Source organism: Paenibacillus riograndensis SBR5, assembly GCF_000981585.1.
Lineage (GTDB): Bacteria > Bacillota > Bacilli > Paenibacillales > Paenibacillaceae > Paenibacillus_AQ > Paenibacillus_AQ riograndensis.
This window is the reverse complement of record NZ_LN831776.1, coordinates 7,506,018-7,525,141: the sequence shown is the minus strand read 5'-3', so window position 1 is coordinate 7,525,141 and position 19,124 is coordinate 7,506,018. Positions and strand designations below refer to the sequence as shown.

General features: G+C 56.5%; 15 protein-coding genes. 9 read left to right on the top strand and 6 right to left on the bottom strand.

Going from position 1 to position 19,124, the window contains the following annotated elements:
- Nucleotides 1-2: 2 nt before the first annotated feature.
- Nucleotides 3-1,703, bottom strand: a complete 1,701-nt coding sequence (locus PRIO_RS34270; protein WP_052741555.1) for an ATP-binding cassette domain-containing protein — start codon at nucleotides 1,701-1,703, stop codon at nucleotides 3-5.
- Nucleotides 1,700-2,512: an ATP-binding cassette domain-containing protein gene (locus PRIO_RS31755; protein WP_020426948.1), complete on the bottom strand. Its 813-nt coding sequence runs from the start codon at nucleotides 2,510-2,512 to the stop codon at nucleotides 1,700-1,702. The genes PRIO_RS34270 and PRIO_RS31755 overlap by 4 nt, the downstream gene beginning before the upstream one ends.
- Nucleotides 2,513-2,637: 125 nt before the next feature.
- On the opposite strand from PRIO_RS31755, the gene PRIO_RS31750 reads away from it, so the two are divergent.
- Nucleotides 2,638-3,246: a biotin transporter BioY gene (locus PRIO_RS31750; RefSeq protein ID WP_020426949.1), complete on the top strand. Its 609-nt coding sequence runs from the start codon at nucleotides 2,638-2,640 to the stop codon at nucleotides 3,244-3,246.
- A gap of 145 nt (nucleotides 3,247-3,391) precedes the next feature.
- Here the strand turns inward: PRIO_RS31750 and PRIO_RS31745 are convergent, their stop codons facing one another.
- Together PRIO_RS31745 and PRIO_RS31740 are read right to left on the bottom strand one after the other, a co-directional pair.
- Nucleotides 3,392-4,927 carry an alpha-amylase gene (locus PRIO_RS31745; RefSeq protein ID WP_020426950.1) on the bottom strand — a complete coding sequence of 512 codons (1,536 nt, stop codon included), beginning with the start codon at nucleotides 4,925-4,927 and terminating at the stop codon, nucleotides 3,392-3,394.
- 102 nt (nucleotides 4,928-5,029) lie between these two features.
- Entirely contained in the window at nucleotides 5,030-5,872 is an 843-nt protein-coding gene (locus PRIO_RS31740) for a DUF72 domain-containing protein (protein ID WP_020426951.1), read from the bottom strand.
- 181 nt (nucleotides 5,873-6,053) lie between these two features.
- On the opposite strand from PRIO_RS31740, the gene PRIO_RS31735 reads away from it, so the two are divergent.
- Nucleotides 6,054-6,908 carry an MBL fold metallo-hydrolase gene (locus PRIO_RS31735; protein WP_020426952.1) on the top strand — a complete coding sequence of 285 codons (855 nt, stop codon included), beginning with the start codon at nucleotides 6,054-6,056 and terminating at the stop codon, nucleotides 6,906-6,908.
- A gap of 125 nt (nucleotides 6,909-7,033) precedes the next feature.
- Here the strand turns inward: PRIO_RS31735 and PRIO_RS31730 are convergent, their stop codons facing one another.
- Nucleotides 7,034-8,626 (bottom strand): histidine kinase N-terminal 7TM domain-containing diguanylate cyclase, encoded by a 1,593-nt coding sequence (locus PRIO_RS31730; RefSeq protein ID WP_020426953.1) that lies wholly within the window; start codon nucleotides 8,624-8,626, stop codon nucleotides 7,034-7,036.
- A 400-nt stretch (nucleotides 8,627-9,026) separates the two neighbouring features.
- Here PRIO_RS31730 and PRIO_RS31725 point away from each other — a divergent pair, with 400 nt between their 5' ends.
- The 6 genes from PRIO_RS31725 (at nucleotide 9,027) to PRIO_RS31700 (ending at nucleotide 15,725) form a co-directional block, all read left to right on the top strand.
- Entirely contained in the window at nucleotides 9,027-9,809 is a 783-nt protein-coding gene (locus PRIO_RS31725) for an ABC transporter ATP-binding protein (protein ID WP_046506052.1), read from the top strand.
- A gap of 2 nt (nucleotides 9,810-9,811) precedes the next feature.
- Nucleotides 9,812-10,621: an ABC transporter permease gene (locus tag PRIO_RS31720; protein ID WP_020426956.1), complete on the top strand. Its 810-nt coding sequence runs from the start codon at nucleotides 9,812-9,814 to the stop codon at nucleotides 10,619-10,621.
- A complete protein-coding gene (locus tag PRIO_RS31715; RefSeq protein WP_052741554.1) occupies nucleotides 10,621-11,523 on the top strand; it encodes an ABC transporter permease in 903 nt (300 codons plus the stop codon). The genes PRIO_RS31720 and PRIO_RS31715 overlap by 1 nt, the downstream gene beginning before the upstream one ends.
- Before the next feature lie 142 nt (nucleotides 11,524-11,665).
- Nucleotides 11,666-12,763, top strand: a complete 1,098-nt coding sequence (locus tag PRIO_RS31710) for an ABC transporter substrate-binding protein (protein WP_020426959.1) — start codon at nucleotides 11,666-11,668, stop codon at nucleotides 12,761-12,763.
- A 100-nt stretch (nucleotides 12,764-12,863) separates the two neighbouring features.
- A complete protein-coding gene (locus PRIO_RS31705; RefSeq protein ID WP_020426960.1) occupies nucleotides 12,864-14,327 on the top strand; it encodes a CoA-acylating methylmalonate-semialdehyde dehydrogenase in 1,464 nt (487 codons plus the stop codon).
- Nucleotides 14,328-14,357: 30 nt separating this feature from the next.
- Complete coding sequence (locus tag PRIO_RS31700; protein ID WP_020426961.1) at nucleotides 14,358-15,725, top strand: aspartate aminotransferase family protein; 1,368 nt, start codon at nucleotides 14,358-14,360, stop codon at nucleotides 15,723-15,725.
- Here PRIO_RS31700 and PRIO_RS31695 read toward each other — a convergent pair.
- Nucleotides 15,691-17,385, bottom strand: coding sequence for a PucR family transcriptional regulator (locus PRIO_RS31695; protein WP_231869784.1), 1,695 nt, complete (start codon nucleotides 17,383-17,385; stop codon nucleotides 15,691-15,693). The two genes, PRIO_RS31700 and PRIO_RS31695, sit on opposite strands and share 35 nt — an antisense overlap.
- A 324-nt stretch (nucleotides 17,386-17,709) precedes the next feature.
- Between PRIO_RS31695 and PRIO_RS31690 the strand changes: the two genes are divergently transcribed.
- Nucleotides 17,710-19,104 carry an NAD(P)-dependent oxidoreductase gene (locus PRIO_RS31690; protein ID WP_046506046.1) on the top strand — a complete coding sequence of 465 codons (1,395 nt, stop codon included), beginning with the start codon at nucleotides 17,710-17,712 and terminating at the stop codon, nucleotides 19,102-19,104.
- Nucleotides 19,105-19,124: the final 20 nt, after the last annotated feature.

Here is a 19,124-nt window from a genome sequence, read left to right as displayed (position 1 = left end):
TCTCAGCTGAACCGCGAGACGGTCCACAGCAGGGCGGCGGCCAGCAGGATAAAGAGCAGGGCGAGCGTATCGCGGTTCTGCCAGGACAGCCGGTAGGAGGGCGTCCGCTCCTTGGCGGGGTCGTAGCCGCGGGATTCAACGGCAGTAGCCAGCTCATCGCCCATCCCGATGACCAGGATCAGCAAGGGGACAATCAGCAGTGCAGCTTGCCTGGGCGAGTACCGGGCCAGGCCGCGGGCTTTTCTGCCGCGCGAGTCCAGCGCCAGCTGCAGCTGGGCCAGCTTGCCTAGAATCCAGGGCACAAACTGCAGCGTGACCGAGACTGCCAGCGACCAGTTGCGGGTGCGGACCCCCAGCTTTCTCAGCGGAGCGATGCCCCATTCCAGCCCTTCCCGCAGGGGGGCGCCAGTGGTCGTCTCTGTGAACAGGAATCCAAGTGCGATCAGCAGCAGAAAGCGGAGCACATTCAATCCGCCCCGTGCCATGCCTGCCGCGCTTACGCCGACTGGCCCCAGCGTATAATCCGGGGAGCTCCAGCTGAGCGAGGACAGCAGCCAGAGGAACAGGAACATCAGCAGGAACGGGCGGAAGAACCGGACGGTCCTCCGCCAGGGAATGCGGGCGGACAGCATCAGCCCGGCGATCAACCCTACTGCCAGCACCAGCGGCAGCAGGGCATCCATTCCCAGCACGACCAGTGTTCCCAGCACCATCCCCAGCCATTTCACACGGGGGTCCAGCCTCTGCCACAGCTTCTGGGCGGGGGCTGCTTCTGTATTCACGCCACTGGTGGAGCGGCTGTCCTCATTCCCGGCGGCAGGCCGGAGCCGGCCTGATCCGCCCGGGCTTCGGCCCGGGCTCTGCTCCCCGGGTGCCGCTGGAAGCAGCTCTGCCGCCGGAGCAGCAATCGGCTGCTTCTCAAGCTCTGCCAGCAGGCTGTCCAGGCTGTCCGGCAGCTCTGTCAGCAGGCCGCGCTCCCGCAGGCTGTGGCCCAGCCGCATATAGGCGGGGGGCGCAAGACCTGCACCCGTGAGCAGAAGCGGATCGGCGGACAGGGCAAGAGACGGCCCGTCATAATAGACGGTGCCCTGGGACATCACAATCACCTTGTCGGCCATAGGCAGGAAGCTGTCGAGCTCATGAGTGCCCACCACCAGTGTCAAGCCGCTGCGGCGCAGCCCGCGCAGCATCTCCAGCAGAGCTTCAGCCGCCTGCGGGTCCAGCCCGGCTGTGGGTTCGTCCAGGACAAGCAGGCCGGGGGCGGAAGCGATAGCCGCGGCTATGCAGAGCCGCCGCTTCTCGCCGCCGCTCAGCAGGAAGGGCGAGCGCCTGCCGAATTCGTCGTAGGGCAAGCCTACTCTGGCAAGCGCGCTGCGGATCAGCTCCAGCCGCTGTGGTCCCGGGACGCCGCGCTCGGCCAGGCCGTATTCCAGCTCTTTATGTACGCTGCCCGCGAACAGCTGCGTCTCAGGCTGCTGGAATACCATGGAGACCTTTCCGGCAGGAGGCTGGCCGCCGTCAAAGGCAATCGTGCCGGAAGCTGGCTGCGCAAGGCCCGACAAAAGGCGCAGCAGTGTAGACTTTCCGCTGCCCGTGACTCCGCACAGAACAGTCAGCGTGCCTTCACGTATGTCCAGGCTGATGTCCGTGAGGACAGGGAGCTTGTCGTAACGGAAGGATACATGGTCCGCCTGAATCCTCACAGGGCGGCCTCCAGCTCCCGCTCGGTCAAAGGCAGGCTGTCCAGGGGCCAGCCCTTGGCCTGCAGCAGCTGTCCGATGCGGATGACGGGCGCAGCCGGCCAGTCCAGAGCGTCCGGCAGTCCGCTTGCATAGAAGAGCGTCCGCGGATCTCCGTCATACAGCATCTTGCCTTGCCCCATAACGGCGACACGCGGGCTCTCCGCCAGCTCCTCCATCCGCTGCGTGACCCAGAGCACTGTCGTCCCCTGTGCCCACAGCTGGCGGGCCAGCTCCAGGATATCCCTCCGTCCGGCCGGGTCGAGCATGGAGGTCACCTCATCAAAAATAATCATTTCCGTATCCAGCGCCAGACAGCAGGCGACCGCCAGGCGTTGGCGTTCTCCGCCGGACAGGGTGGAGACATCGGCCCTGGCTTTATGGGCCAGCCCTACCTGGCCCAGGACGTCCTCGATCTTTGCAAGCATTACGCTCCGGCTGAGACCACGGTTCTCCAGCCCGAAGGCAACGTCTTCAAACGGTGTGGAGCCGACGGTCTGCGCTTCAGGATTCTGAAACACCAGCTGGATATGGCGCTTGACGGCTGCGCGGTTGGCCGGTGACCGCAGATCCAGGCCGGCTGCGGACAGACTGCCCCCGGTTGGAATATTCAGGCCGTTGAAGGTGCGGATGAGTGAGGATTTGCCGCAGCCATTGGCCCCGGTAAGAGCCACCCATTCGCCCCGTCTGATGTGTATGGAAATCCCCTGCAACACGGGCAGCCTGCGCTGGCCGTCCCGGAAGGACAGGGTCAAATGCTCAGCTCTGATCATGTCGTGCCTGCTTCCTTTAACTGCTGTAGTCAATAATCGTTACCCATTATAGCAAATATTTTAGGATTGATGTATCGGATGAGGGATGATATAGTGTTCCTAAAAAAATGGGGGTAATCCTGCTCATGAAAAAATGGACGACTCGCGGCCTGATCTTCAGTGCACTTTTCGCCGGAGTTATGATCGCACTCAGCTATTTGAGAATTTCACTGCCCTTCTCTACCGTGCCTATTACCATGCAGACGCTTGCGGTGATGCTGGCCGGTTCCATGCTGGGTGCGCGCTACGGCAGCCTTGCAGTGCTGATCGTCATCGGGCTGGCGGCTGCCGGATTCCCGGTGCTGGCCGGAAGCGGCGGCTTGTCGGTGCTCACCGGACCTACCGCAGGCTATATTTTTTCCTGGCCGGTGGTAGCCTTTCTGATCGGTCTGTTCGCACAGCGCATAGAGCAGAATAAATACACCTTTGTGAAGCTGCTGGCCGTGAACTTTTTGTTCGGCGTACTGCTTGTGTATCCCGGCGGCGTATGGTGGCTGGCCCATTCCACAGGTATGACCTCTCTCTCCAAAGCATTGACGGCAGGAATGTGGCCGTTCATCCCGGGCGACCTTATCAAAGCGGTGCTAAGCGCTGCTGTTGTAACCGCCGTATGGAGGGTCTACCCGATTGAACGCATTCTGAACACGGAACCGGACACTTGGGCCGAAGGAGAGAATTCAACGGTCAGCCATTAAAGGATTAATCCAAGTAAAATAAGAAAAAATACAGCAAAGAGGTGAACTCTGCCCATTACGGCAGGATTTCACCTCTTTTTTGATGTTAAACCTGAATTAGCTGAAATGCCTTCAGCGGCGGCACCACTGGCCCTCTCAATATTCCTCAGTGCGTCCTTTTACCGGAGCTGTCCTTCGTAATCTTCTCTACATCATCCAAATCCTGCGCAGCAGGCTTCACCTCTGCTCCATCCGGCAGCGCCCACACAGAGACGCTTCCGCCGTTCACGGGGAATACCGCCCAACCGTCCTTGCCGATGGTTACGGACTCCCTGCGGTTATGGGTGAAATCCACCCAGACCTCTCCCGCCCGCTCCTCACCCAGGAACATCCGCTTCTCGCCGTTATCCCCGTTAGAGATCACCACGGCGCAGCCGGAGCCCTCAATCTCTTCTATGCCGCGGCGGACCCAGCCGATGGTGTTCGGATGATCGAAATAATCATCCTGCTCCCCATAGGCCTTGTGGCAGCGGGCGTACAGCAAGGGATCAATGGCCGCTTTTTTGCCTTCGATAGGAGCGGGCCCGCCAATGCCGTAATAATCACCGTAGAAGACCACCGGATATCCGTCACGGCGCAGCAGGATCAGGGCGTAGGCGCTCTGCTTGAACCAGTCCCCGACCCAGGACTCCAACGCTTCGTGCGGCTGGGAATCGTGGTTGTCCACGAAGGTCACGGCATTGCCGGGATGGGTCTGCACCAGTGTGTCGTCAAAAATATGCGTCAGGTCAAAGTCTCTGCCGCCCAGCGCAGCCGCATACAGCTTGTAATGCAGCGATACATCGAACAGATCTATCTGATAGTCGACTGTATTGAGGAATTCCCGGCAGGCTTCGAGATTGGAATTCCAGAACTCTCCGACGATGTAGAAGTCTTCGCCCCGCTTTTTGGTCATTTCCGCCGCGAATTCTTTGATAAACTCATGATTGATATGTTTGATGGCGTCAAGCCGGTAACCGCTGCACTGCAGCGTATCTACCAGCCACTTGCCCCATTCCAGCATCTCTCTCCGGACTTCCTGCTGGCTGTAGTCAATGTTCGCGAACATGAGATAATCATAGTTGCCGAACTCGTCATCCACATTCTGGTTCCAGTTTTTGTTCTCTCCGTTAATCCGGAAAACGCCGTTTCGCCCTCCCTTGGCATCGAAATCGGTGCCGTTGAAATGCGTATGGTTCCATTTGAAGCTGGAGTACGTGTCCCCCCGTCCGGGGAACGTGAATTTGGTCCAGCCTTCGATCTCGAACGGTGCGGAAATCTCCTTGTTGCGGTTGTTCGGGTCTACCTCAATCACCTCGAAGACCTCGGTCTCGTCTGCGCCCGCTTTATGATTCATGACGAGATCCACATACACGGCAATGCCGTTCCTGAGACATTCGGCAATAGCGTCGATCAATTCCTGCTTGGTGCCGTATTTCGTGCGGATCGTCCCTTTTTGGTCGAATTCTCCCAGGTCATAGAGATCATACACGCCATAGCCTGTATCCTCGGGAGAGATGGCTTTCGTTACCGGAGGCACCCATACGGAATCAATACCGGCGGCTTTCAGTTCGGGAGCCATTTGGGCCAGCCGCTTCCAGTGCTGTCCGTCTGCCGCGACATGCCATTCGAAAAATTGCATCATAGTATGGTTTCTCTTCATTTCCTGTGGCCTCCTTCATATGAAACGGATGGATAGGTTATATGATTTAGTCTTCAACAAGAAGTAGAAGAGGGTATGTAGACCTGCAGGCAGCACCCGGATTCAGAAGAAATCCAGCTGCCGCGGAGCGAGTCCGCCATCAATTCCGAGCAGTGACTGCAGCTCTTTCGCATTATCAGTGGCGTCTCCGCCAGAATTATTATTAAACACAACATACAGCTCGCGGCATGTTTTTTCAAGTTCCAGCAGCCGGTCCCGCCATTCCGTCAGCTCTTCGGTACTGTAGCGGTACAGGTAGCGCAGCTTGCGCCAATCCGGGTGGCTGCTCTGGTTCCAGCCGCTGATGTTGCGTCCGTGCAGCCGGACATAAGTTGCATCAGTGCCGGTGGAGACAGGAACGATGGGGATCGACCCGGAACCGGCCTGCGGCTCATCCGCCACCGTGTGAATCCAGCCCTCCTGCTCCAGAAAATGCAGCGTTTTGCCGCGCATTTCCGGGCTGTACCAGGATTCATTGCGGAATTCTACCGCGGAAGGAACATCCTGTATTCTTTCTTTGGCCTCGCGCAGAAACTCCACATTGTCCTTGGTGCAGTCAAACCAGGGCGGGAATTGAAAAAGCACCATCGCCAGCTTTCCCGCTGAGCGTACAGGCTCGATAGAGGCATGGAAGGCCTGATACATCTCTTCCGGTGTGTCGAAGTAATTCTTTTTGCTGCGCAGATGTCCGGTCATGCCCTGATACGCCTTGACGATGAACTGAAAGCCTTCAGGGGTCTGTTCCGCCCATTTAGCGTAATTCCTGACCGGCTGTACCGCATAAAAAGAACTGTCAATCTCCACGATGGGAAAATGAGCGCTGTAGACAGGCAGTCGTTCGGCAGGTTTGATTTTGCCGTAAAGCTCCTCGTGGTCTCCAAAGCCGGTCAACCCGATTTTGATCATGGAATCTCCTCCTCTAGAGCTGAAAGTGAGCTTGAATCAATCGGCTAACTCTTATTAAACTGAAAACCGGTGTTCACAAACAACGGCTGGTTGATTAATGGCTGAAATTGATGCAACATGTACGATATACAGAACTTTTTATTTATCTGCCATAGAGTAAGAATACCGGGGGGAAATACTTATGGAACATCAATTTCAGCAACTGAGTCCGCACATCCTGATCATGCACGCGGAGCATGAGACGGACCGGCCTGTGCTGGCAGCTATCACCGGGGATCGCCGGACACTGCTGATGGATGCGGGGAATTCGCCCGGGCATGCTGAGCTATTCCGCCAGGAACTCGCCAAGCGCGGCATCAGGGTGCCGGAGCTGCTGGTGTTGACGCATTGGCATTGGGATCACTCGTTTGGCCTGTCCGCCTGGCAGGCGCCGGTTATTGCCCATGAAGGAACGGCAGAAGCGCTTGCCGGACTCGGCGGACGAAGCTGGTCAGATGAGGATCTAGCTGAGCTGGTTCTCGCCGGGGTCCTGAGCGAAGAGAGTGCACAGCATATACGGCTGGAGTACGGAGACGCCAGAGAGATAACAGTAATGAAGCCGGATATCGTATTTTCGGGCAATATCGCTATTGATCTGGGCGGCGTTACCTGTGAATTGAGCCATGTTGGCGGGGACCATTCAGCAGATTCATGTTTTCTTTACATAAGGGAGGATAATGTGCTTTTTCTGGGTGATGCCCTGGGACCCTCTGTATATGGCGGTCCGCGCCGGTACAGCAGTACAAGCTTTTTGAAGCTGCTGGGGCTAGCCTATGGCTATAACGCGCAGTGGTATGTGGAATCACATGGATTGCCGTTGAGCCTGGCGGAATTCCGTGCCGATCTGGCACCGTGGGAACGGCTGGCCCGGATTGTGGATGTATTCGGCCACAACCGCGAACGTGTGGTGCAGGAGCTGAAGGATTATCTGGCGCTTGAGGAGCTGCCCGCCGGTTTGCTGCGGGGTGTGGAGTATTTTATGGCCGGAAGCAAATGAATGGCAGAAGCAAATATTCCACAACGGCTGCACTGTCCAATGAAGGACGGGTAGCCGTTGTGTTGTTATCAGGAGACGATGATTACCCTATGGCAAGACCCATACCAGGAGCGAAGCAGGCTTGCTCACGCTGGTGTGAAGGGCGTGATGGAGGAGCCGCTAGATACATGAACGGCATTGCGCCCATTGCGTTTGGAAGTATACAGAGCATGGTCTGCTTCGGAGAGCAGATCTTCCAGTGAAAGATTCTTGCCCCGGGCCTCCACGACGCCGAAGCTTGCAGTGACATGGATGGGTCCCGAAATGGCAGATATAGAGCTGCGCTCAATGTCTATACGGATCGATTCAGATAACAGGGCAGCCTGCTTCAAGGATGTTTCCGGCAGACAGAGAACGAATTCCTCGCCCCCGTAGCGCCCGAAAATATCACCCTCGCGCAAATGGCTGCTGCAGACAGTTACAATATGCTGCAGCGCCATATCCCCATAGTGATGGCCGTAACGGTCATTGATGCTTTTGAAGAAGTCAATATCCAGCAAAATAATCGAGACCGGCGCCAGACTGAGGGCTGCCTCATTCAGCAATCCCCGGCTCAGCTCCATGAAATGCATCCGGTTGTAGATGCCGGTGAGGCTGTCGACAGTGGCGAGCTGGAGCAGTTTTTCCTGAAGCAGCGTCCGCTCCGTGACATCAATCAGCATGATCATCCGCCCCACCTGATGCCCGCCATACTTCTGCACTGGAGAGGATCTAATCTGGTAGTACCGGGTCTCGCCGTTCATATTCCAGCCCAGCTCGCGTTCTTCGCTGATCAGCGGATCGGAATTCATCACGTAATCGACCGCATCCTGGCCTGCCGGAAGAAAGAGCTGGGCCAGAGGCTTGCCGATAGCCGAGGCATCCAGATCTTGCAGCATGTCCGCAGCGGCCCGGTTGTAATCAACCAGCATATCGGAGAGGTCCGTAACCAGCACGCCGTCGCGCATGCTCTCGAAGAGATTCTCCCGGGCGATTGGAGCGGCGGTAAGCATGCCTCTGGACAGGATAGCCCATATATAGAGGGTCGAAGTTATACTCATAATCACCGGAACGGGGTCCATCCCATAGGGAGTTACATCCATTAAATAGAGGAAGGCGCCCAAAGCCGGGAGAAACTGCCCGATAAAGATGGTGAACAGCTGCCTGCGGTAGACACGCTTCATCCGGTTCCACTGCCAGAGAATCAGGCACATGCCGGCAAGCATGCAGCCGAAGGTCAGACTGCCCTGGACAATATACCAGGGACCCATAACCACATCGATCAGCGGTGTCGGCGCTCCTTCCCGGAAATACATCGACTGATAGAACAAATGATGATAATCGTTAGTCCATACAAGCAGCACAGAGATGAAGGGAATGGCATACAGCGCGGTGACCAGCCCTTTACGGATCAGCCGCTCCAGCCCTACGAAATACATAATCATCAGCAGGCTTGAGGGGGCGATAAAAGGCATCCCAAGGTACTCGACCTTAATCCAGAAGCTGATTTCCGGCATCGTGCTGCCCGACAGCTCCAAGGCGAAGCCAAAGGTATAGATGGCCGATGTGAGGGAACTGAGGATAAAGGCCCGTGTTCCAGCAAAATCGGTTTTTTTATAGTAGGCAAAAAGCGCCAGCAAAGCGCTCAGCACACCGGAGATTGAAACAATAACTATATAATTCGAAATCATGGACCCCATGGTTCAAGCCTCCGTCTGCGGATATATGCTGTGGGCATAGGCAGATTGTCTCCTGTAAATTAAAAATCTAGTGAGATAGTAGCAAATATACATAGTGAAATCCCGTTTGTCAGCGTATACAGCATGAAGATATATACCTACTTTATCGGTAAAAGTCGCAATTTTTAAAAATTTAGAAAGCATATATTTCATAGTATCCTTTAATACCTAGACAAAGTGCCGGAATTTCTCAGAGTCCATTTTACTTTTTGTCTAGTGAGTGCAACCGGAGCAAAGTGTACTATGTTAGTTAATCGAACATGGAAACAGAAAAAACATCGTCTTATACGAAAATGTGTTATGTTAATTAACATACAATAGAAAAATTAAATCCGATCCGGGAATAAAGGGGGAGCTGGGAATGTCATTAGCAGCGGCAAGAATTCCTGAAATACAGCTGCAGAACGTCGAGATGCGTTATCAGACGGACACGGCCGACGTGCTTGCGCTGCATCAGGTAAGCCTGGATATCGCCAAAGGGGAGTTCGTCTCCCTGCTCGGACCGTCCGGCTGCGGCAAAACTACACTGCTCAGACTGATGGCAGATCTGCTGACGCCAACTGGCGGAGATGTTACGGTAGCCGGCAAGAGTGCGCGTGAAGCCCGGCTGGCCCAAAAGTACGGTATCGTGTTCCAGAGTCCGGTGCTTTATGACTGGCGGAAGGTGAGGCATAATATAACGCTTCCCCTGGAGCTGATGGGCGTGAAAAAATCCATCCGTGAGGATAAAGCGCTGGAGCTGCTCGATCTCGTAGGCCTGCAGGGCTTCGCGGACAAGTATCCGTGGCAGCTCAGTGGAGGGATGCAGCAGCGGGTAGCCATCGCCAGAGCGCTGTCCATGGAGCCGGAAATCCTGCTGATGGATGAACCCTTCTCGGCGCTGGACGAATTCACCCGCGAACGTCTGAATGAGGAGCTGCTGGCTGTTTGGAGCAAAGTGCAGAGTACTATCGTCTTCGTAACCCACAGCATTCCAGAGTCGATTTTTCTCTCGGACCGTGTGTTCGTGCTGTCTCCGCATCCGGGCAGGCTGTCCGCCATTGTGGATATTCCGCTGCCGCGTCCGCGCACAGCGGAAATGAGGAACAGCCCGGAATTTTTTGAACTGGTCGCCCGAATCCGCGACAGCTTCGAAGGGGTGTAGGGATGAAGAACCGTACGTTTATGCGGGAACGCGTGCTGCCGCTGTTCGTCTGGATCTTCGGCCTGCTGGCAGTCTGGGAGGCAGTCTCCTGGTGGCTGCTGCATATAGCGAAAACACCGCTGGCCCAGTCTAAGCTGCCTTATGTCCATGAAGTAGCGGCAGCCTTATGGAAATACAGCAGTACGCTGCTCAAGGAGGGCGGGGCGACCTTCGGCAATGCCGGCGCCGGATTTCTGATCGGCGCTGCGGCCGGAGTGCTTCTGGCCGTGCTGATGAGCCTGTCGAAGACGGTTGAACAGCTCGCCTTCCCGTATGCGGTGGCCTCGCAGATGATTCCGATTCTGGGGCTGGCGCCGATTATCTACGGCATTGTCCGGGATGAGCAGGCGTCGCGGATTATCATTTCCGGGTACATTACCTTTTTCCCGGTCGCTCTGAATATGCTCCGCGGGCTGCGCAGTGTCGATCTCCCGGCAGTGGAGCTGATGCGCTCTCTTGCAGCGAAGCCTTGGGCTTTATATTGGAAGCTGCGCTTTCCGGCAGCGCTGCCGGGCCTCTTCAGCGGACTCAAGATCGCGGCACCGCTCGCGGTGACCGGTGCGATTCTCGTAGAGCTTATGGGCGCACGGCATGGCATCGGCGTCATTATGCTGCGCAATCTCTATTACGGTCCTTCCCATACGTATATGTTCTGGTCAACCGTGCTTGTCGGCGCCTTGCTCGGAATAGCCAGCTATTGGCTGATGAGCCTGGTGGAACGCCTGGCAGCGCCATGGCAGCCGGAATTCCGTCCGAAAGGGGGCAGCCGCTGATGGAGAGCAACACTACTGTGCGGGATACACCCTTCATGGCCTCAACGGGCAAAGAAGTCACATCTACATCCTTTACGTCAACTAACAACGGAAAATCATCGGTTAATGGCGGGAAGGAAAACCCCCGGTGGCCGTTCAGGCGGCTGAACCCCGGTGTGATTCTGCCCCTGCTCGCCGGTGTACTGTTTCTCTTCCTATGGGAGCTTCAGGTTTTTCACAAGCTTTTGGAGCTCAAAAAGTACCAGCTTCCTCTGCCCTCGGCCATCGCGGAGGCGATGCGGGATAACTTCAGCCTGCTGCTGTCTTATACCGGATATACACTGGCCGAGGCGGTCGTGGGGATGCTGATTGGTTCAGCCTGCGGCTTCCTGATCGCCCTGGCGGCAACCGCCTGGCCCCGGTGGGGCGGAGGCAGCCTTACCCTCGTGGCTGCGCTGAATGCCGTGCCGATTGTGGCGCTCGCCCCCATTATGAATCTGTGGTTCGGGGACGGCATCGGGTCCCGCGCCGCCATAGTGGCAGCGGCCACAATGGCCGCGATGGCGATTAATGCCTACAAGGGCATGACGGCGGTTGATCCGCTGGCTCTGGATCTGATGCATTCGTACGCAGCCGGCAAGCCGGCCGTATTCCGTTACCTGCGCATTCAGAACAGTCTGCCATACGTGTTCACTGCGCTCAAGATCAATACCACGGCGAGTATGATCGGAGCCATAGTGGGGGAGTTTTTTTTCTCCTCACGGGGGCTCGGCTACCTGCTATCCAACTCGATCAAGGTGGCCAAAATGCCGCTCGGCTGGTCCTGCATCGTACTAGCGGCCATCGCCGGGGTCATCTTTTATCTGATGGTGGAGCGGCTGGAGAAGGTGTTTATCAAATGGCATTCCTCCCGGCGGGCCTGACCCCCTGCATCCGTTACATCCGGCCCTGTGCCGAAGGGAAAAGAGAACCCTCCCCAGGCCGTATGCATAGAGTCTCATGTTTGGTTGCCATGCTGTGTTTTTTTCGAAATGAAAACTCATTCGGGTAGGGGGAATTGTATTGATGATCGGGAGAAAAGGCAAGTTTCGCGGCGGGCTGCTGGCGGCTGCGCTAATCATGATGTTTTCTTCGCTGGCAGGCTGCGGGGGCAACAATAATAATGCAGCTCCAGCGGCTGAGGAGGCGGCTGGGGCAGAGGCTTCCGCTTCTCCGGCAGCGGCGGAACCGGCTGCAGATCCGGTAACCGTCAAGCTGCAGCTCAAATGGGTGCCGCAGGCCCAGTTCGCCGGATACTTCCTGGCGCAGGATAAAGGCTATTATGCCGAAGAAGGGCTGAAGGTGGAGATTCTGCCCGGCGGTCCGGATATTGTGCCGGAGCAGCAGGTTGCGGGCGGGTCGGCGGATATCGGCGTGGACTGGGTAGCAAGTCTTTTGACCAGCCAGGAGCAGGAGATGCCGCTGGTGCAGATCGCGCAAATCTTCCAGAAAAGCGGACTGGTGCTGGTCTCCAAGAAGGATGCGGGAATTGCCGGACCGGCCGGCCTGAAGGGCAAGAAGGTCGGCAACTGGATGGGCGGCAACGAGTTTGAAATTCTGGCACTCTTCGATAAATACAAACTGGATTCGAACAAGGATCTGAACTTCACCAAGCAGGGCTTCACAATGGACCAGTTCCTTGGCGGCGAGATCGATGCGGCATCGGCTATGACATATAACGAATACCAGGTCATCCTGGAATCCGGCGTCAAGGCGGAGGATCTGAACGTAATCGATATGAACGATGAAGGGGTGGCGATGCTGGAAGACAACCTGTTCGCCAACAAGGAATGGCTTGAAGCCAATAAGGAAACGGCGGCCAAGTTCGTCCGCGCTTCCCTGAAGGGCTGGAAGGATGCGATCGCCGATCCGGAGGCGGCGGTGGACAGCGTGATGAAGCTGGCAGAAGAAGGCAGCACCACCCGTGAGCATCAGCTGACGATGATGACTGAGGTTGCCAAGCTGATCCAGCCGGAGGGCTTCGATGCATCCAGGTTGGGCTATACCGATGCGGCGGCGTTCCAGCAGACCGCAGACATTGCACTGAAGTTCGGCGTCATCAAGACGGCATCCAAGACGGATGAAGCCTACACGAACGAAATTGTGGAGATGGCGGCCAAGTAACGATGGGTCAACCGATGATTCATATTCCTTATAGATGACCGCCGGAATGGGCGGTCATCTATTATAATCAACAGCCCTGGACAGAAAAGAGGTGCAGATGATGTCACTGCTTGTGAAGCAAACGGAGAAAGTGAAGAACTACGTGAACGGCGTGTGGGTGGACTCCTCCTCGGGACAGCAGGAGGAAGTGTTCAATCCGGCAACCGGAGAGGTCATTGCTTATGTGCCCATTTCCAGCCGGGATGAGCTGAACGATGCGGTAAAAGCGGCGGCTGAGGCGTACCGGTCCTGGAAAAAGGTTGCCGTTCCGCGCCGCGCCCGCTATTTCTTCCAGTACCAGCAGCTGCTGGCGCAGCATAGGAACGAGCTGGCCGGACTGATCACTCTGGAGAACGGCAAAAGCCTGGAGGAAGCGCTCGGCGAAGTGCAGCGCGGCATTGAATGTGTGGAATTTGCCGCCGGCATTCCCACGCTGATGATGGGCAGCCAGCTGCCGGACATTGCTAGCGGTGTCGAGTCCGGCATGTACCGGTACCCGCTTGGGGTAGTGGGCGGTATTGCGCCGTTCAACTTTCCGATGATGGTGCCCTGCTGGATGTTCCCGCTGGCGGTTGCCTGCGGCAACACCTTTGTCCTGAAGCCCTCCGAGCGCACGCCGCTGCTGATGAACAGGCTGGCGGAGCTGTTCGCGGAAGCGGGATTTCCGCCGGGGGTGCTGAATGTGGTGCACGGGGCACATGAGGTCGTGAACGGGCTGCTTGACCATGAAGAGGTCAAGGCTGTTTCCTTCGTAGGCTCCCAGCCGGTCGCGGAATATGTCTATAAGCGCGGAACATCGTCCGGCAAGCGGGTCCAGGCCCTGGCCGGAGCCAAAAATCATTCGATTGTGCTGCCCGATGCCGATCTCGGCAGCGCGGTTAAAAACATCATTTCCGCCGCCTTCGGCTCTGCGGGCGAGCGCTGCATGGCCTGCTCTGTGGTGGTTGCCCATGAGGCTGTAGCCGATGAACTAGTCCGCCGCCTGGTTGAGGCGGCGGACAGCCTGAAGATCGGCGACGGCAAGGATGAGGGGGTGTTCCTCGGCCCGGTGATCCGCCAGTCGAACAAGGAGCGTACGGCCGCTTATATCGAAACGGGAATTCAGGAGCAGGCGGAGCTGGTGCGGGACGGCAGATTGGACAGTGCAGCAGGCGGAGCGGGTTATTTTCTCGGACCGACGCTTTTCGACCATGTGAAGCCGGGGATGACCATCTGGCGGGAGGAGATATTTGCGCCGCTGCTGGCGGTGGTGCGGGTCAAGGATCTGGCCGAGGCGATTGCCGTGACGAATCAGTCTCCTTTTGCCAACGGGGCCTGCATCTATACGGACAGCGCCAAGGCGATCCGGGAGTTCCGGGAAGAGATTGATGCGGGGATGCTGGGGATCAACCTGGGTGTGCCTGCGCCGATGGCGTTTTTCCCTTTTTCGGGCTACAAGAAATCCTTTTATGGGGATCTGCATGCGAACGGCAGGGACGGCGTCGAGTTCTATACCCGCAAGAAGATGGTTACCGCGCGTTATTAACTATTTAAGATATTGAGAGGAGAGAGTGCCATGCAGAGCCTGGGGAACGAAAGCGGGCTGGCCGTCCAGAAGGATCAGCAGTATTTATGGCATAACATTACACCCTACAGTGAGAAAAATCCGCCGATGATCGCCGCAGCGGCAAGCGGGTCATGGGTGACGGATATTGACGGGAACAAGTTTCTGGACGGCATGTCCGGCCTGTGGTGTGTGAATGTCGGCTATGGACGCAAGGAGCTGGCGGAGGCGGCTTATCATCAGCTTCTTAGCCTGCCGTATTTCCCGCTTACACAGAGCCATATGCCAGCGATCGCCCTGGCTGAGAAGCTGAACACATGGCTGGAAGGAGATTATGTCATTTTCTTCTCCAACAGCGGTTCAGAAGCCAACGAAGCCGCCTTCAAAATAGCCCGCCAGTACCAGCAGCAGACCGGCCAGCATTACCGTCATAAATTTATCGCCCGTTACCGGGGATATCATGGCAGCTCGCTTGGCGCACTCTCGGCTACCGGCCAGGCCCAGCGCAAATATAAATATGAGCCGCTTGGCGGCGGGTTTTTGCATGTGGCCCCGCCGGACAGCTACCGCCGTCCAGCCGGCATGACCGTGGAGGAATTCAACCTTCAGAGTGCGCAGGCGATAGAGGATACGATGATCTGGGAAGGCGTGGAGACGGTGGCGGCGGTCATTATGGAGCCGGTGATTACCGGCGGCGGTGTCATTGTGCCGCATCAGGTCTATCTGGACCGGGTGCAGGAGATTTGCCGCAAGCATGGCGTGCTGCTGATTATGGATGAGGTCATCTGCGGGTTCGGGCGGTCCGGCTGCAAATTCGGCCATCAGAATTATAGCGTGAAGCCGGATATCATCACCATGGCCAAAGGATTGACCAGCGCCTACCTGCCGCTGTCGGCAACGGCAGTCCGCAAGGATATCTACGATGCCTTCAAGGATAACAGTGACGATTACGGGCATTTCCGCCATGTGAATACTTTCGGCGGCAATCCGGCAGCCTGTGCACTTGCCCTGCGGAATCTGGAAATCCTGGAGCAGGAGAACTTGGTGGAGCGCGCCGGTATCCTCGGCAAGAGGCTGGCGGCGGAGTGGGCCGGACTTCTGGACCATAAGCGGGTGGGGGATATTCGCAGCTTCGGGCTGATCATTGGCATCGAGCTGGTAGCGGATAAGGCCACCAAGCAGCCTGCCGATCTGGCTATCGTTAAAGGTATTATCGCGGAGTGCAAAGCCAAAGGGCTGATCATCGGCAAAAACGGGGACACGGTAGCAGGCTTCAATAATGTGCTCACCATCGCTCCGCCGCTGTCCTCGACCGATGAGGATATCCGGTTTATCATCGATACGGTCAAAACTGTGCTGAACGGGAGCTGGGCAGGGTGAACTTCTCAGGATACAGGAGCTGGTAGGCGCGCAAGGCGACCTGGATGGAGATGCGGTTCTCCGGCAGCATGAAGTCTTCGCCCAGCAGCTCGGTGATTTTGTCCAGCCGGTAGTAGAGCGACTGTCTGACAATGAACAGGTTCCGGGCGGCAATCTGCTTCGAACCGTCATGGTCGAGATAGACGCGCAGGGTCAGCAGCAGCTCGCTTCCTTTGGCGCTATCATGGTCAATTAAGGGACCGAGATAGCTGCGGATGAAGTTCTCCAGCGTTTTGCCGTCATTCAGGCTCAGCAGCAGCTGGAAGACGCCCAGCTCTTCATAGAACAGAATGGACTTCTGATAACAAGAATATAGAGACAGCGCTTGTACGGCTTCCTGGTATGCGGCATAGGCGTGCTTCAGGCCCCGGTGGGACTTGCTGACGCCGATCACGAGCTGCAGGTCCTTCAGCTTCGCGTCGGAGTGGATATGCTGCAGGGCATCGAGCGCCTGCTGCAGCCGGAGCTTGCCGGGCAGCTTGGACCGGATGTCGAGGGCGATGACGGTGAGGCGGTTGTTCTTCAGCGTAATCAGCGGGCGCAGCGAGTACTTCTCGAAGATCGAGCGGAGGATGAGCGACAAATGAAAGGTGATCGATTCCCAATCATTCTCCGAGCTGTTCCATTTTACATCGCGGGAGTTTTCGATTTCGACCAGGCACACACGGTAGGGAAGCTCATTAACCACATTGAAATCAGGCCCGACCAATCCTTTGAGCCGGTTGTCATCCTGGGTCCGGCCGCCGATCAGCTCATCCACCCACAGATTTTCCGAGAACAGCTTGCGTTCCTCCATATACCGCGTGCGCAGCAGCTCCTGAGCAATGGACAGTGACGCGGAATCGAGCAGCAGACAGTCAAACTCCTGCGGCTTATGATTGCAGACCATCAGAATATAAGCCCAGGTCTGATCGAGTGCACCCACCGGCTTCAAGGCAATCGTCTTGTGGCCATAGTCGCGGATATAAGGAGCGGCATCCGGCTGTACACCTTCCATTTCTTCGCCAAAGGCTTCGAAGAAGCTTAGGAGAGGGGCCTGATCTTCAGGCGAAAGTGCCGGGAAGAACAGGGGTTTTCCTTGCGGCTGCATATACACAATTTGTGTGCGGGTGCTTTTGCATAATAATTGCAGCACCTTGATCGTACCTTGAGAGGTCAGTGTCAGGCGGTGGAACTCACGGGAGATACTCTCCAGCTCCTGGAGCATGCGGTGATGGCGGTTGATAATGAGGGAATGCAGATCAAGTGTGATATCTACAAAGCGTACAGTGCGGGGAAAAATAATCAGCGGGAAATCATGCCGGTTGGCCAGATCAATCATTTCCTGGGGAATGCTGCTGAAATAGTCCCCCAGCTCGATGCATAAGCAGGCTGCGTTCTTGTCAATCAGATTCTGCATAAAAGATAAGGAAGAGGGCAGGCCGGCGCTTGCGCCCATGCCGGTGGTCAGAATCATTTCCTCCCCGTGGATCAGGCTTTCAAAGCCCGCGCTCTCCAGCACATGCACCCAGCGGATGGCGCGGTTCAGGCCGGTTCTGCCGCCGATGACTTCCGATTCTGCAAACAGCGGTCTTTTGAGTGCATCACGAATGGTGAAAACAAGCTCCCAATCCATAAACATCCCCCTCGCTTGACATATGATCTTTTCCTGCCTGGTCCGGGCAGTTCTCAGGCTATTCTTACAGGTAAAAAATACACTTTTGAAATTAGACACTCTGTCTAATGTAACGAAAAACGGAATTTACTATAGTTTCAATATAACGTGTAAGGAAAGTTAACCTAAATGGATGGGAAGTGGAATGAGGAATAAGGTTTATTGTTCATTTTACTACATTAATTCTGAGAAGTAAGCAAAATATTAAGGCAATACTCGTAACTGTGTTATGTTATATAACATAAATATGGTGCTAAAGTGGAAGCCATTCATACAGAAGGAGGGATACGGATGGAGCTCACTTCTCCGTTAAACACATTCACGCCCGACATGTTCAGGCGCAATTTTGCCGAGGCCGAGCCTGGCCTTACCCGCAAAGGTGCAATCGAAGAGTCCAACCGCTGCCTGTATTGTTATGATGCGCCCTGCATCAAAGCCTGCCCGACCAGCATTAATATTCCTTCTTTTATCAAGCGCATTGCGACCGGCAATCTGAAGGGTTCGGCACAGACGATCATGGATTCCAATCCGGTGGGCGCCAGCTGCGCGCGGGTCTGTCCAACGGAGGAACTGTGCGAAGGGGCTTGTGTGCTGAATGATGATTCTGCACCCGTCCAGATCGGGCTGCTGCAGCGTTATGCTACCGATTGGGCGATCAGCAGCGGAACCCGGTTATTTAAGCCGGGTCTTCCTAACGGCAGGAGAGTCGCCGTAATCGGCAGCGGTCCCGCCGGCCTGTCAGCAGCCAGGGAGCTGGCGCGTGAGGGTTGTGGTGTGGTGATCTATGAGGCGAAGGAGCTTGCGGGCGGACTGGACACACATGGGATCGTCTCGTTCCGGCTGCCGCAGTCCATCCCGCTGTGGGAAGTGGAGCAGGTCCGGAAGCTGGGGGTAGAGATCCGTACCGGAATGAAGGTGGGCGTGGATGTCTCTGTAGAGGAGCTGAAGGCCGGATATGATGCTATTGTGCTGGCTGCGGGAATGGGGTATGTTCCGCCTCTCGGCATTGAAGGAGAGAAGCTCTCCGGCGTGTATGATGCCATCGAGCTTGTGGAAACCACAAAGACCGGCATTCCGGCATTGGAGCTGATGGGCCGGCGGGTCGCCGTCATCGGGGCAGGCAACACGGCGGTTGATGCGGCCACCTGCTCGGTGCGGCTGGGAGCGGCAAATGTGAAGATGGTGTACCGCCGGACGCCTGCGGAGATGACCGCGTATGATTTTGAATATGAATTCGCCAAGCAGGAGGGTGTGGAATTCAGCTGGCTGACCCTGCCGAAGCGGATCGTCGGGGATGAACTGGGCAATGTGACTGCTCTGGAGTGTGTGCAGATGAAGCTGACCGGGGAGACCGGCAAGGACGGCCGCCTGATACCGGTGCCGGTGGAGGGTTCTGAATTCCTGATGCCGGTAGATGCGGTGGTGGTAGCCATCGGACAGAAACGGCGGGTTGACCTGATTGAAGCGCTGGGGCTTGAGCATGAACGGGGCGTGGTCAAGATTGATGAAGCAACCGGCCGGACCTCCGATCCGCAGATTTATGCAGCCGGGGATATCGTCTTCGGCTCGGGCAAAGGTGAAGCGACGGTAGTCTCCGCTGCCCGGCAGGGCAAGGATGCCGCTTATGCCATTATGCAGCAGATGTCGGGTCTGCAGGATGGTGTGCTTGGCCCTATCCTTCGCTGAATTTTCTTCGTCAGAAGTGC

Bases quoted from the DNA above. Each gene is read 5' to 3' on its own strand.
- PRIO_RS31755 (WP_020426948.1), bottom strand. From the start codon at position 2,512: ATGATCAGAGCTGAGCATTTGACCCTGTCCTTCCGGGACGGCCAGCGC.
- PRIO_RS31750 (WP_020426949.1), top strand. From the start codon at position 2,638: ATGAAAAAATGGACGACTCGCGGCCTGATCTTCAGTGCACTTTTCGCC.
- PRIO_RS31745 (WP_020426950.1), bottom strand. From the start codon at position 4,927: ATGAAGAGAAACCATACTATGATGCAATTTTTCGAATGGCATGTCGCG.
- PRIO_RS31740 (WP_020426951.1), bottom strand. From the start codon at position 5,872: ATGATCAAAATCGGGTTGACCGGCTTTGGAGACCACGAGGAGCTTTAC.
- PRIO_RS31735 (WP_020426952.1), top strand. From the start codon at position 6,054: ATGGAACATCAATTTCAGCAACTGAGTCCGCACATCCTGATCATGCAC.
- PRIO_RS31730 (WP_020426953.1), bottom strand. From the start codon at position 8,626: ATGGGGTCCATGATTTCGAATTATATAGTTATTGTTTCAATCTCCGGT.
- PRIO_RS31725 (WP_046506052.1), top strand. From the start codon at position 9,027: ATGTCATTAGCAGCGGCAAGAATTCCTGAAATACAGCTGCAGAACGTC.
- PRIO_RS31720 (WP_020426956.1), top strand. From the start codon at position 9,812: ATGAAGAACCGTACGTTTATGCGGGAACGCGTGCTGCCGCTGTTCGTC.
- PRIO_RS31715 (WP_052741554.1), top strand. From the start codon at position 10,621: ATGGAGAGCAACACTACTGTGCGGGATACACCCTTCATGGCCTCAACG.
- PRIO_RS31710 (WP_020426959.1), top strand. From the start codon at position 11,666: ATGATCGGGAGAAAAGGCAAGTTTCGCGGCGGGCTGCTGGCGGCTGCG.
- PRIO_RS31705 (WP_020426960.1), top strand. From the start codon at position 12,864: ATGTCACTGCTTGTGAAGCAAACGGAGAAAGTGAAGAACTACGTGAAC.
- PRIO_RS31700 (WP_020426961.1), top strand. From the start codon at position 14,358: ATGCAGAGCCTGGGGAACGAAAGCGGGCTGGCCGTCCAGAAGGATCAG.
- PRIO_RS31695 (WP_231869784.1), bottom strand. From the start codon at position 17,385: ATGTTTATGGATTGGGAGCTTGTTTTCACCATTCGTGATGCACTCAAA.
- PRIO_RS31690 (WP_046506046.1), top strand. From the start codon at position 17,710: ATGGAGCTCACTTCTCCGTTAAACACATTCACGCCCGACATGTTCAGG.